This is a genomic window from Herbaspirillum rhizosphaerae (genome assembly GCF_046025915.1).
Classification (GTDB): domain Bacteria; phylum Pseudomonadota; class Gammaproteobacteria; order Burkholderiales; family Burkholderiaceae_D; genus Herbaspirillum; species Herbaspirillum rhizosphaerae_A.
Map to the genome: position 1 here is coordinate 327,671 of NZ_JAQQFR010000005.1, position 13,167 is coordinate 340,837.

Annotated in this window: 13 protein-coding genes; all 13 read right to left on the minus strand. The window is 60.7% G+C overall.

The features are described from left to right. Nucleotides 1–23: 23 nt before the first annotated feature. Nucleotides 24–404 (minus strand): oxalurate catabolism protein HpxZ, encoded by a 381-nt coding sequence (hpxZ, locus tag PQR63_RS10170; RefSeq protein WP_408167740.1) that lies wholly within the window; start codon nt 402–404, stop codon nt 24–26. Further along, nucleotides 401–1,099 carry a cysteine hydrolase family protein gene (locus PQR63_RS10175; RefSeq protein WP_408167741.1) on the minus strand — a complete coding sequence of 233 codons (699 nt, stop codon included), beginning with the start codon at nt 1,097–1,099 and terminating at the stop codon, nt 401–403. Before PQR63_RS10175 ends, hpxZ begins: the two co-directional genes overlap by 4 nt. Then, nucleotides 1,096–2,688 carry an ABC transporter ATP-binding protein gene (locus PQR63_RS10180; RefSeq protein WP_408167742.1) on the minus strand — a complete coding sequence of 531 codons (1,593 nt, stop codon included), beginning with the start codon at nt 2,686–2,688 and terminating at the stop codon, nt 1,096–1,098. Before PQR63_RS10180 ends, PQR63_RS10175 begins: the two co-directional genes overlap by 4 nt. Nucleotides 2,689–2,690: 2 nt before the next feature. Next, on the minus strand, nt 2,691–3,386 hold the full coding sequence (gene biuH / locus PQR63_RS10185) for a biuret amidohydrolase (protein WP_408167743.1): 696 nt from the start codon (nt 3,384–3,386) through the stop codon (nt 2,691–2,693). 16 nt (nt 3,387–3,402) lie between these two features. Next, the gene (locus tag PQR63_RS10190; protein WP_408167744.1) at nt 3,403–4,323 is read right to left on the minus strand and encodes an ABC transporter permease; all 921 of its coding nucleotides are present in this window, start codon (nt 4,321–4,323) and stop codon (nt 3,403–3,405) included. After that, on the minus strand, nt 4,316–5,458 hold the full coding sequence (locus PQR63_RS10195) for an ABC transporter permease (RefSeq protein WP_408167745.1): 1,143 nt from the start codon (nt 5,456–5,458) through the stop codon (nt 4,316–4,318). Before PQR63_RS10195 ends, PQR63_RS10190 begins: the two co-directional genes overlap by 8 nt. Nucleotides 5,459–5,567: 109 nt before the next feature. Next, the gene (locus PQR63_RS10200; RefSeq protein WP_408167746.1) at nt 5,568–6,665 is read right to left on the minus strand and encodes a BMP family ABC transporter substrate-binding protein; all 1,098 of its coding nucleotides are present in this window, start codon (nt 6,663–6,665) and stop codon (nt 5,568–5,570) included. Between the two features lie 68 nt (nt 6,666–6,733). Then, nucleotides 6,734–7,579, minus strand: coding sequence for an ABC transporter ATP-binding protein (locus tag PQR63_RS10205; protein ID WP_408167747.1), 846 nt, complete (start codon nt 7,577–7,579; stop codon nt 6,734–6,736). Further along, complete coding sequence (locus tag PQR63_RS10210) at nt 7,576–8,442, minus strand: ABC transporter permease (RefSeq protein ID WP_408167748.1); 867 nt, start codon at nt 8,440–8,442, stop codon at nt 7,576–7,578. Before PQR63_RS10210 ends, PQR63_RS10205 begins: the two co-directional genes overlap by 4 nt. A 2-nt stretch (nt 8,443–8,444) precedes the next feature. Continuing rightward, the gene (locus tag PQR63_RS10215) at nt 8,445–9,518 is read right to left on the minus strand and encodes an ABC transporter substrate-binding protein (protein ID WP_408167749.1); all 1,074 of its coding nucleotides are present in this window, start codon (nt 9,516–9,518) and stop codon (nt 8,445–8,447) included. A gap of 44 nt (nt 9,519–9,562) precedes the next feature. Further along, nucleotides 9,563–11,401 carry an allophanate hydrolase gene (gene atzF, locus PQR63_RS10220; protein WP_408167750.1) on the minus strand — a complete coding sequence of 613 codons (1,839 nt, stop codon included), beginning with the start codon at nt 11,399–11,401 and terminating at the stop codon, nt 9,563–9,565. A 346-nt stretch (nt 11,402–11,747) separates the two neighbouring features. Next, nucleotides 11,748–12,236 (minus strand): YidB family protein, encoded by a 489-nt coding sequence (locus tag PQR63_RS10225; protein WP_408167752.1) that lies wholly within the window; start codon nt 12,234–12,236, stop codon nt 11,748–11,750. 183 nt (nt 12,237–12,419) lie between these two features. Further along, nucleotides 12,420–13,145 carry a 16S rRNA (uracil(1498)-N(3))-methyltransferase gene (locus tag PQR63_RS10230; protein WP_094566179.1) on the minus strand — a complete coding sequence of 242 codons (726 nt, stop codon included), beginning with the start codon at nt 13,143–13,145 and terminating at the stop codon, nt 12,420–12,422. Between the last annotated feature and the right edge of the window lie 22 nt (nt 13,146–13,167).

Sequence of the window (13,167 nt, forward strand, 5' to 3'; positions counted from 1 at the left end):
TCGGAAGCGGTGGTGTCACTACATCAAGCCATCAAGCTCACATGCGCGGCGACGATGCGCCAGCCGGCTTCCATGCGCACCCAGGTTTGCATCTGGCGACCGATTTTATCCGAGTCGTCGGCGGTGAACTCGGTACTGACAGTAGCATAGTCGCTGCCAAAGGTCGTGACCACGGTGCGATGCAGCGTGCGCGATGGATGCACCGGCGCGCAGGTCTGACGGTATTGGCGGATCGCTTCGCCGCCGAGCAGGATTTCACCGACGCCATAGCGCACCGTTTGCGGGTCGTACCAGAACCAGCGATCCAGCGCCGGTACATCATGTACCAGCAGGGCCTGTTCATAGTCGGCAAAGGCTTGTTCGACTTCTTCAACGATGTGCGGCAGATTGATTTGCAGACTCATGATGCGGCTTCTCCAGCAGTTTCTCCGGCGGTTTCTTTGAATGATGCTTGCAGCGTGGACAGTGGCGCTTTCCAGCCGACGATGCCGCCCTGTGCGGTCAGCATGGCCAGCGTGGCCTGATGGAATACGGGGAAATAGCTGGCGCAGGCGTCTTCGACGATCAGGCATTCGTAGCCGCGGTCGTTGGCTTCGCGCATCGAGGTCTGTACGCAGACTTCGGTCGTGACGCCGGCAAAGAGCAGGTGTGTGATGCCGCGCGCCTGCAATTGCGCGTGCAGGTCGGTGGCGTAGAACGCGCCCTTGCCGGGTTTGTCGATTACCAGCTCCCCATCGTGTGGCGCCAACAGCGGCAGGATCTGGTTGCCCGGTTCGCCGCGCACCAGGATGCGGCCCATCGGGCCTTCATCGCCAATACCCAGCGTGGGATTGCCGCGCTTGAGTTTGGCCGGCGGACAGTCGGACAAATCAGGCAAATGCGATTCGCGCGTGTGCACCACCAGCACGCCGTGTTCGCGCGCCAGCGCCAGCAGTTTCGCTACCGTCGGGACGATGGTCGCCAGCGGCCGCACATCGTTGCCGAGCACGCTGCCGAAGCCGCCTTCTTCGACAAAGTCGCGTTGCATGTCGATCACGACTAGCGCCGTGTGACGGCTGTCGAATTGATAGGGATAAGGAATGGCGTCGACGGTAATCATGCGGTCTCCAGTTGCGTGTCGGGCGTGGTCGTTGGATTGCCGTGCTGACCGTGTCCGGCCATCCAGCGCCCCAGTTCGGCGCGGTCGGCGCCGGCGGCGTCGGTCGCATGCACGATGGCGCCGTCGGTCATTACGAGGATGCGGTCGGACAACTCCAGCAACTCATCGAGATCTTCGCTGACCAGCAGGATCGCCGTTCCCAGTGCACGCGCCTGCAACAGCCGCGCATGGATGTCGGCCACCGAAGCGAAATCCAGGCCGAACACCGGATTGGCGACGATCAGTACGTTTACCGCATCTTCCTGTCTGGTCGAGTCACCCAGCTCGCGCGCCAGCACGGCGCGTTGTACGTTGCCGCCCGAGAGCGTACCGATGGCGCGTTCCGGCAGCGGCGGTTTGACGTTGAAGGCGGTGATCAAGGCCTGCGCCTGTTTGCGCATGGCGGCACGATTGACGCTCCAGCGCAGCCAGCCGCTGCGGCGGAAGGGCACGACATCGAAATTGCGCAGCGCCATGTTTTCGGCGACGTTCATGCCTGCGATGCAGGCGTTGCGCAGCGGTTCTTCCGGCAGCGCAAAGACTTTGCGCTCGCGCATCTCACTACGGCTTGCCTGATAGTCGGCGCCGTTGATCTGCACTTCACCGGACAAGCGGCGGCGCTGGCCGAGAAGGGCTTCCACCAGTTCTTTCTGACCGTTGCCGGAGATGCCGGCCAGGCCGACGATTTCGCCACGTTTGACTTGCAGCGATAGCGTATTGACGGCGGTGACGCCACGGTCATTGAGGACAAGTAGAGAGTCCACTTTCAGGCCGACCGGCGCATCGGCAGGTACAGGCGGGCGGGCCACGACTTCTTTTTCGACGCGCGCCTGTCCCATCATCCAGTGTGCGAGTTCGGCCGGGCTGGTGTCGGCTACGGCCGTACTACCGACCAATCTGCCTTTACGCAAAACCGTGACGTCATCGGCGTAAGCAGTGACTTCGTGGAACTTGTGCGTGATCATCAGCACGGTCAGTTCCTCGCGGCGTGTGAGGTCGCGCATCAGACCGAGTACTTCATCGGCTTCTTGCGGCGTGAGTACCGAGGTCGGTTCGTCGAGAATCAGCAGTCGGCGTCGCAGGTAGAGTTGCTTGAGGATTTCGAGCTTCTGTTTTTCACCGGCGGACAGGCTACTGGTGAGGCGGTCGAGGTCGAGCCGGAACGGCATCGCTTCCATGAATTCTTCCAGCGCCTGGCGTTCCAGATTCCAGTGGATGCGCCAGCGCACGAGGCCGCGCGCCAGCAGCAGGTTTTCTGCCACGGACAGGCTGGGCGCCAGCGTGAAGTGCTGATACACCATGCCGATGCCAAGCGTATTGGGCACGCGCGGGCCGCGGATTTCCACCTCGCGGCGGTCGGCCTGGATGATGCCCTGATCAAGCGGGCTGTAGCCGACCAGGCCTTTGACGAGCGTGCTTTTCCCTGCGCCGTTTTCGCCCAGCAGCGCGTGGATGGTGCCGGCCTTGATCTTGATCGAGACCTCATCCAGGGCGCGGAACTCGCCGAAGGATTTGCCGGCGCCGATGACTTCCAGCTCGAGCGCGTGCATGATTATTTTCCGATCGCTTGCAACAGCGATGAGGAGTCCGACACCGCACCGAACACGCCGCCCTGCATCTTGATCATCGACAGCGCCGCCAGATGATTGTTGTGGTCAGTGGCGCCGCAGCAGTCGGCCAGCATCACGCATTCAAAACCGCGATCGTTGGCTTCGCGCATGGTGGTGTGGACGCAGACGTCGGTGGTGATGCCGGTCAGGATCAGGTTGCGGATGCCGCGCGTGTGCAGCACCAGTTCCAGGTCGGTGGCGCAGAACGAGCCCTTGCCGGGTTTGTCGATGATGATTTCACCTGCGATGGGAGCCAGTTCGGGAATGATGTCCCAGCCTGGTTCGCCGCGCACGAGGATTTTTCCGCAGGGGCCGTCATCGCCGATGCCGACGCCGTTGGTGCCGATTTGACGCGAACGCCAGCGTTTGTTGGCAGGCAGGTCGGACAGGTCGGGACGATGACCTTCGCGCGTGTGGATGATGGTGTAGCCGTCGGCGCGCATGGCGTTCAGCACGCTCTTGATCGGCGCGATCGGCGCGCGCGTGAGCGACAGGTCGTAGCCCATCTTGTCGACGTAGCCGCCGATGCCGCAGAAGTCGGTCTGCATGTCGATGATGACCAGCGCGGTATTGGCCGACGTCAGTGCGCCGTCGTAGGGCCACGCATAAGGTTCGGCTTTAATGAACAATTCGGACATGTCGGTTTCTCCTGATTTATCTGGTAAGGCTGAGTTCGCCCGGCGCGCTCGACAGCGTACGGTCGGGGCGGCAGGTAATGATCATGATCAGCAAGGTCAGCGCGTATGGTGCGGCGTTGAAGAGGTAGTAGCCCGAGGTCACGCCGACCGCCTGCAAGGCCGGGCCGAGTGCGCCGGCAGCGCCGAATAGCAGCGCCGCCAGCAGACAACGCATCGGCTGCCAACGCGCGAAAATTACCAGCGCCACCGCCATCAGGCCTTGCCCGCTGGATAGGCCTTCATTCCAGCTGCCGGGGTAATAGAGCGAAAGATAAGCGCCGCCGACCGCCGCCAGAAAACCGCCGCAGGCCGTGGCGATGATGCGCGTCAGATTGATGCGATAGCCAAGCGCGCGCGCGGTCTCGGCATGGTCGCCGACCAAACGCAAAGCCAATCCCCAACTCGTGCTCGACAAGCCCCATTGCAAGGCGGCCGCCAGCAGCACGCCGATCAGGAACAGCGCATTGATCTGCAGCGCATGATGGATCTGAGGATTGCTGCTCCAGCTACCGAGATCGATCGACGGCAGCATCGTCGCCTGCGGCTGGATGAAAGGTTTGCCGAGGAAGAATGCGAGGCCGGTGCCGAGCAGCATCAGCGCGATGCCAAAGGCGATGTCATTGACGCGCGGTAGCGAACACACCAGTCCGTGCAAGGTGCCGAGCAACATGCCGGAGACGCCCGCCGCCAACACGCCCAGCCAGGCCGAGCCGGAGAAGAAAGACACGGCGTAACCGGTCATCGCGCCGCAAACGAGGATACCTTCCAGACCGAGGTTTACGCGGCCGCCTTTTTCGGTCAGGCATTCGCCCAGACTCACGAAGAGGAAGGGGGTCCCGACCCGGATTGCGCCGGCGAACAAGGCCAGCAGCAGCGTGGTGAAATCGAAATCAGACATGGCTGGTCTCCGCGACTGTTGTCGGCAAGGGTTGCGCCTGTTGCTGCCAGCGCGTCTTCAGCGCGCCGAGACGACCGGTGATGGCTTCCCACGCCAGCAGGTTGCAGAACAGCAGTCCCTGTAATACCAGCGTGGTGGCGTCGGGCAGATCGAGGCGGCGTTGCAGCAAGCTGCCGCTGGCTTCGACGCCGCCGATGACGACGGCGCAGACGATGATGGCAAGTGGATTTTGGCGCGCCGCAAAGGCCACCAGAATGCCGCTGAATCCGTAGCCTGCGAGTAGCGCGCTATTGGCGCTGCCGTGCACGGCAGTGACTTCAAACATGCCGGCCAGACCCGCTGCTGCGCCACCCATTGCGCAGGCGATCACGACCAGACGATTGACCGGCAGACCGACCAGGCGTGCTGTGCGGCCGTTGCCGCCGGCAATTGCCATGGCGAAGCCGGTCACGCTATGGCGCAGGAATATCCACGCCGCCACGCAAGCCAGCGCACCCCACACCAATCCCCAGTGCACGTCGAGGCCGGGCAACGGATTGATCAAATAGGCCTCCGGCAGTGGCACTGTCGACGGTTTGTTGAGACTGGCCGGATCGCGCAGCGGACCTTCGACCAGATGTTTGAACAGCGCCACCGCGATATAGGAAAGCAGCAGGCTGGAGATAGTTTCGTTGACACCGCGCCATTGGCGTAGAGCGCCACACAGCGCGATCCAGAGTCCGCCGGCGATCATGGCAACGATAGCCATGGCCGGCAGCATGATCCAAGGAGACAGCACGGGTAAAAAAGAGGGAAGCACGGCGGCAAACAATCCACCCATCGCCAGCGCGCCTTCACCGCCAATGACGATCAGACCGACGCGTGCCGGCAGCGCTACGCACAGCGCGGTCAACAGCAAGGGCGCGGCGCGTTGCAAGGTATTCTGCCAGGCGAACATGGAGCCGAAGGCGCCCTGGAAGATCAGCAGGCAAGCTTCGGTAGCGGGCTTGCCCTGCACCAGAAGAAACAACACGAACAGCAACAGTGCGCCGCTCAGTGCGCACAGCGTCGGCAATACCGGCGCCAGCGTGACGGCGACACGGGCCTTGAGCCGTAAAGTGAAAGCACTGTTTTCCGCGCGGTCGTGTGTGGTCATGGTGATCTGTGAACGATGATGAACAATGAAGGGCGAGAAAAGAGCGAAAAAGGGTGAGAAAATAAGCCGGCAGCGACGCGCTGCCGGTTCACATTGCACTAAGCAGTTTTCATACCTGACCGACGACGCCCGCCACCAGATAATTCATCTTCTCCAGCGCGACATCAGTCTGCGCCTGCGTCGTGCCGGCCGGGATCACGATCGCACCCTTGTTGTCCTTGATCGGGCCCTTGAAGATCTGGAACTTACCGGCCAGCATCTGCGCCTTCACATCGTCGGCCTTCTTCTTGGCCGCTGCGCTGACGTTGGTGCCATAGGGCGACATCTTGACGAAGTTGTCCTTCAGGCCGCCGCGCAGGAAGTTGATCATCGGCTTGCCTTCGAGCGTGGCCTTGACGATTTCTGTGTACGGTGTGGCCCAGTTCCACTCGGCGCCGGTGAGGTAGCCCTTGGGGGCGAGTGCAGCCTGGCTGGCGTGATAGCCGCAGGTCATGATGCCGCGCTTCTCTGCGGTTTCAACGATGACCTTGGGGCCGTCGACGTGGCAGGTGATGACGTCGCAACCCTGATCAATCAGGCTGTTGGCGGCTTCGGCTTCCTTGACCGGCAGCGACCAGTCGCCGGTGAAGATCACATGCGTGGTGATGGATGGATCAACCGACTGCGCGCCCAGCGTGAAGGCGTTGATATTGCGCAGCACTTGTGGAATCGGCTTGGCGGCGATGAAGGCCAGCTTCTTGGATTTGCTCATGTGTCCGGCAACCACGCCGGACAGGTATTCGCACTCTTCGATGTAGCCGAAGAAGCTGCCGACGTTCATCGGATGCTTGCCGGCAGTCCACAGACCGCCGCAGTGGGCGATGCGCACCTTGGGATATTTCTCTGCGACTTTCAGCACGTGCGGATCGAAGTAGCCAAACGAAGTCGGGAAGATCAGCGAAGCGCCGTCCTGCTGGATCATGGCTTCCATGGTTTTTTGCACAGCCACGGTTTCAGGCACTTTCTCTTCTTCGATGACCTTGATGCCAGGCATTTTCTTGATGATGGCGGCAGCCTGCGCATGCGACTGGTTGTAGCCGAAATCGTCGCGCGCACCGACGTAGATGAAGCCGACCGTTAACGGTGCAGCAGCCAGCAGGTCCAGCGGAAATGCTGCGCCCAGTGCAGCGGCACCGGTCAATTTGAGAAAGTCACGACGGTTGTTCATCTTTGGCTCCAGTCAGGGAAACGTTGGTGGTGTTGTTGGCAAAGTGGTGCAAAAAATTCTGTAGCGGATTATTTCGGCGGCTGGGCCGTAGCCTCGCGCCGGACTTCAGTCTGGAAAATGTCGAGGCTCATCTTCTTGGCTTCGATGAAGCGTGGCTGCGTCAGCGTCTCCACCGTGCGCGGACGGGCATCGTCGTAATGCAGGATGTGTGCCACCTTGGTCGGACGCTTGGTCAACAGCAGAATCTCGTCGGCGAGGTAGACCGCTTCTTCCAGATCGTGCGAGACCAGCATCATGGTGGTGCCGGTCTGCATAAAAACTTCCTGCAGCTTTTCGCGGATGAACAGCGTCATCTCGAAGTCGAGTGCAGAGAACGGTTCGTCGAGGAACAGCACCTCCGGCCCCGGCGCCAGTGCACGCATGATGGAGGCGGTCTGTTGCTGGCCGCCGGACATCTCGTACGGATAGCGGTTGAGGTCGAACTTGACGTCGAAGGAGGCGACCAGTTCTTCCACACGGCGGTTGATCTCGACCTTGGATTTGCCTTCCAGCTTCAAGGGATAGGCGATGTTGTCGATGGTGCGCAACCACGGGAACATGGCTTCGCGGTAGTTTTGGAAGACGTAGCCGATCTTGGTGTCGGCCAGCGATTTGCCGTCGAACAGGATCTGGCCCGAGTCGATCGGAATCAAGCCGGCGATCATGTTGATCAGCGTCGACTTGCCGCAGCCGTTGGGGCCGAACACCGAGACGATCTTGTTCTTCGGGATGTCGAGATTGAAATCCTCATACAGCGGCCAGCCGGCGAAATATTTGGTCAGACCGCGGATCGTGATGTGCGTGCCGGGTGGACCTGGAACGAAAGGAACGACGGGCTCTTCATATTTCAATTTTGGGGAAATAACGACGCTCATCTTCCGCTCCAATGGACGATACGTTTTTCAATCACGATGAAGACCACATTCAGCGCATAACCGAGCGCGCCGGCAGCCAGGATCGCGGCATACATTTCGCGTACGTTCAATACTTGCTGCGCGTCGATGATCTTGTGGCCAAGACCATTTTCGGAGCCGATGAACATCTCGGCCACGATCACAATCACCAGCGCCATCGACACCGCGCTGCGCAGACCGACGAAGGTCGGTTGCAGGCTTTCCCACAGCAGCACATCCTTGAAGATCTGCCAGCGCGACGCACCCATGACCTTGGCCGCCATGACGCGCTGTTTGCGGGCATTGAGCACGCCGTAGGCGCTGTTGAACAGCACGATCAGCAACGCGCCGAAGGCAGCGATGGCGACCTTGTTGATGTCCGACACGCCAAAGATCAGCAGGAACAGCGGGATCAGTGCCGACGAAGGCGTCGAGCGGAAAAAATCGATCAGGAACTCCACACTGCGATAGGCGCGCTCGTTGCTGCCTAGCAGAACACCGAGCGGCACGCCGACCACTGCGGCAATGACGAAGGCTTCCAGCGTGCGCATTACCGTCACCAGAAAATCTGTCAGCAGCGGGCCGCCGGCCAGACCATTGACCAGCGTGATCAGCGTCGCTGCAGGCGTGGGCAGCAGGATTGCCTTGATCCAGCCGGCACGTACGACCAGATCCCAGATGATGAACAGAGCAATCGGGCCGACGATAGGCAGGAGCTTGCCGAACGATGGCGGCGTGCGGCGTTTCTTGGCAGCCGGCGCTACTTTGATTTCAGCCGCCGGAGCGGTTGCGGTATCCGGCTTAGTTGCTCCATTGGCGCCGTTGGCAGTGAGGGAGTCAGCCATGATCAACCCTTATAAAGAAGTGAATCCACCATCACGCGCGAGGCGAAGATGCCCTTGTCGACGAACAGGTCATAGAACTTCTGGAAGTAGGCAACGTCGCTGGCCTTGAACTCGTTGTAGAGCATGTAGGAAGCCAGCGGCACTTCATTGGTAAGCGAGCCTTCGATGGCGGTGTAGCCCTTGAGGTAAGGACGCGCCTTGTCCGGTGTCTTGCGGATCAACTCGATGCCACGGGTATAGGCGGCGATGTATTTTTTGGTTTCCACAGGATGCTTCTTGATGAAGTCTGTGGTCAGCGCTGCCGCACCACCATGCCATGGCGCGCTCGGATTGCCGAGGATGTACTTGGCAATGACGCCGGCTTCCAGCACACGGGTGGTGTTGTTCATGCGGCCGATGGTGCCGGTCGGTTCCAGCGTGTAGACGGCGTCGACCTGACCGGCGGCGAGCGAAGCGACGTGCTGGCCGATCGGCAGTTCGATCACGGTCGCTCCGGTGGCGCCCGCGCGTTCGAGCACAGTCTTGGCCAGCGTGACGTTCTGAATGCCGGGGCCGGAGGCGATCTTCTTGCCCTTGAGCTCGGTGATCGATTTGATCGTGCTGTCCTTCGGTACGAGGAACTCGTCGAGCACGTATTGCGCATTGCTCGGATTGGTCGCGAAGATCTTGAACAGACCTGGCTGAGCGATCTCACCGATGGCCAGGTTGCCGGCGCCGGTGCCGTTGGCCGAACCATCGGCACGACCGGACAGCATGGCTTCCATGACTTGCTGCGCACCGGCGAATTTGATCGGCTGTACGTCCAGACCGGCTTCTTTAAAGTAACCGGCTTCCACTGCTGCATAGAAGGGCAGGCCAGCTGCGACAGGCCAGTAGCCAATGCGGATTGGAACAGTCTGCGCGCGCAAAATGGCCGGTGCACCGCCCAACGCCAGCGTCGTCGCGACCGTGCCGGCGGTGCCGAGAAAGCGGCGGCGCTGCCTAGACTCAACCCCCTGTTCAACCACCGATTCAGCCTGCAATTCAGCTTGTGCTGCATTGCTATTTGTCGTGTTCGGGTGTGCTGTCTTTTTCATGCTGGCTCCGTGAGGTGGGGGCGGAAATAAGTGTGAAAACGTGGTCAGATCTTTGCGGCGAGATAGGCGGTCCAGCCGCCGTAGCCGGTGATGTCGCGTGCGTTGTCGAGTGCCGCCGGTTCGCAGATGAAACCCTTGACGCTGCTGCCGTCGGCCAGCTCCATGGTGCCGATGCCCAGCGGTGCCGGAATCGCGGCGACGAAGCTGCCGAAATTGCGCACCGGCATTTCCCAGACTTCGGTGAGAATGGCGGCGCCGTCGTCGCCATTTGCACTATTGATGCGGACCAATCCCGGCTTGGCCGGTGTCGTGTTGGCGAGTGCATAGAGGCGATAGTGTTTGCTGGTGGTGGTGCTGGCATGCAGGCGTGCACCGGCTTCCAGCAATTGCCAGTTCAGCGGCTGGCCGCTCAGATGGGCGCCGACCACGCCGACTTTGACTGTCGCTTCGTTGAAAGGCAGCGGCGCGGCGGCCACGGCATCGGCCTGTGCTGCACCGCCCAGCAATTGCTGGAACTGCGCGCCGGCTTCCGCCAGCAGATGGTCGGATCCTGCGGGGCCGATCAGTGTGACCCCTGCCGGAAGACCATCCTTGCGCCACACCGCTGGAATCGCCAGCGCGGCCATGTCCATCAGATTGACGAAATTGGTGTAGTAGCCGAGTTGCGAATTGCGTACGATGGGATCGGCTTCCACTGCGGCGATGGTCGGCATGGTAGTGGTGGTCGGCACCAGCAGCAGGTCGGTGTTTTGCAGCAGGGTTTCGGCTTCGCGGCGCAGTTCGGCCAGACGGTATTGGCCGTTGAAAGCATCGACCGCATCGAACTTGTCGGACTGCCCGGTGATCTCTCTGACTACCGGATGAATCGCTTCGTTATGGGTGTCGAAGAAGTCACCTAGCGCCGCACGGCGTTCCGCGACCCACGGGCCTTGATACAGCAACTGCGCGGCATCGGTGAATGCATCGAAAGGAATACGCGTGATGCTGACGCCGGGCAGGGCAGTGATCTTTTCCAGCGCTTGTTCGTAAGCCAGTTTGGCGTTGTCGTCGCCATAGAATTCCGGTTTTTGCGGCACGGCGATGCGATAGCCGCGGCGCTTCACACCGAGCATCACCGGGCTGCGCGAATAGGCATCGCCTGCATCGTATCCCGCCGCACTTTGCAGCACGCGCCAGGCGTCGGCGACGTCATGCGCAAAAATAGAAATGCAGTCCAGCGTGCGACAGGCCGGCAACATGCCGCTGGCGCTGAGCAGGCCGCGCGTCGGTTTCAACCCGACCAGGTTGTTGAAGGCAGCTGGTACGCGGCCGGAGCCGGCAGTGTCGGTGCCGAGTGAAAACAAGACTTGCCCCAATGCGACTGCAACGGCCGAGCCGGAGCTTGAGCCGCCCGAAACATATTCTGGCCGCAGCGAGTTGCGCACGGCGCCATAGGGTGAGCGAACGCCGACCAGCCCGGTGGCGAACTGATCCAGATTGGTTTTGCCGACCAGCAGTGCGCCAGCCTGTTGCAGCCGGGCGACCACAGTGGCGCTGACTTGCGGCACATGGCTGAATTCGGGGCAGGCGGCGGTGGTCGCCATGTCGGCGACGTCGATGTTGTCTTTCACCGCAAATGGGATGCCGAACAACGGCAGCGATTCGAACACCGCTTCGCCCTTGATTTGCAACATCAGATCAAGCGCGGCCGCCTGTTGCTTGAGCGTCTTGGCAGGCACACGGCTGATCCAGATTTCATCGCGGTCGGCGTGTTCTATTTGTGTGATCAGATCCCCAATCAGTTTGCCGGGAGTGAGGCTGCCGGCGCGGTACGAGGCCAATACGTCGGCGATCGTCCGTTGTGGGGATTGGATGGAATTTTGGCGTAGAGTATTTGCTGACATGTTTATATTCATTCTTGAATACAAGATTGAGAACATTAAGCAGATACTGTGCCAGCGGAGATTTTTGGGCGCTTATTTGAGATGGAAACCAGTCCGAAAATGCCTGCAACGCAATAGGATGGCTGGTTTGGTGGCGGCGCATCGATTGTTGCGTGAAGCGGAGGAGGGCAGTGAGGGGGACCAAGAATGTGGAGAGCGGTGATCCGAACTGGGGCACATGCTTTCGTCTGGCGCAGCTTTGGATACCAAACTGGTGCCTGCATCAGGTTTTCGTGCAGGTCTACTTCGGATCATTTCGTGGATCAGCTCAGGTCACTTATCTATTGGTAAGTGACCTGATGAAAGCTTAAGTTGGCTTGCCGCCGAGAAAGCCACCAAGCAGATTGCCGATTTCGGAACCAAGATCGCCGCCGACGGACTCCGGCACCTGACCGTTCGGTGTCAGATGATCAACCAGACCCGGAAGAATCTGCGCCAGATGACCGGCGATGTCGCCTTGTGGAATGCCGGTGGCTTGTGCCAGACCGCCCAGTTGATCGTCGCCCAGCGCCTGCGAAACCTGGTCGCCGGAGACGGGCTGGTTCTGGCCGTTGCCGATCCAGGAGTCGACGATCTGTCCGAGTCCGGCGTTTTGCAGCGTGCCGAGCAGGCCTCCCAGTCCGCCTATGCTGCCTAGACCACCCAAGCCGCCCAGTGCGCCGCCGGACTGATTGTTATTGTTGGCGAGCAGGCTCAAAACCGCCTGAATCAATGCTGCCTTGGGGTCGGCGGGTGCGTCGGCGGCATCGCCTGCATTGTTATTGAGTGCGCCAAGTACGCTGTCGAATAAGCCCATGAAATTCTCCGGAATCAAAAGTGATGAGGGATACGTTTCGGCACTCTCGCAGGCGATGGCCGAAACAACGTTAAAACAAGCAGATACAACGGTTTGCCGCTCTCCGGCGTTGTCGAAGGATGTCGAGATGCCCCGGCTTTCGGTGCTTCCATGCCACCTTCGTCGCTCTCCCTTTACTCTTATTTACATCTCGCCCCAGATTGCATTGATCGCCGCCAGGGCGCTGAGACCGGCAGTTTCGGTACGCAGCACGCGCGGGCCCATGGATAGCATCAGCGCGCCATGGTCGCAGGCGAGGTTTTCTTCTGCATCGGTAAAGCCACCTTCCGGGCCAACCATCAGGCTTAGCGCCTGCGCCGGATGATGGCGGGCCCAGTCCGACAGCGATTGTTCGCCGCGCGGCGACAGCAGGATGCGCTTGTGCAGGTCGCTCTGAGCAATCCAGCTGTTGAATTCGGTGAGCGGCGATAGTTGCGCCAGGCGATTGCGTCCGCTTTGCTCCGCGGCGGCGTGGATGATGCCTTGCCAATGGCTTTGCTTCTTTTCGGCGCGCTCGCTGTTGAGGCGCACTACGCAGCGCTGTGCTGCCAGAGGCTGGATCGCAGTGACGCCGAGTTCGACGGCTTTTTCGATGATCCAGTCCATTTTGGATGCTTCCGGCAAGGCTTGCGCCAGCGTGATGGCGTAGGACAGCTCCGCTTCGCGCGGGGAAAAGGTTTTGACCTCGGCGTAGACGCGTTTCTTTTCCATCTGGGTAATGACGGCGGTGTATTCGCCGCCTTCGCCATTGAAGAGCGTAATCGGATTGCCGACCTGCATGCGGATCACCTGGACGTGATGCGCGACCTGGTCGGGCAGGGCAAGCGTCGTACCGATGGCAAGCGGGTCGGGGCAATAAAAGCGGGGCATGATCAACAAGTCCTGATGAGTG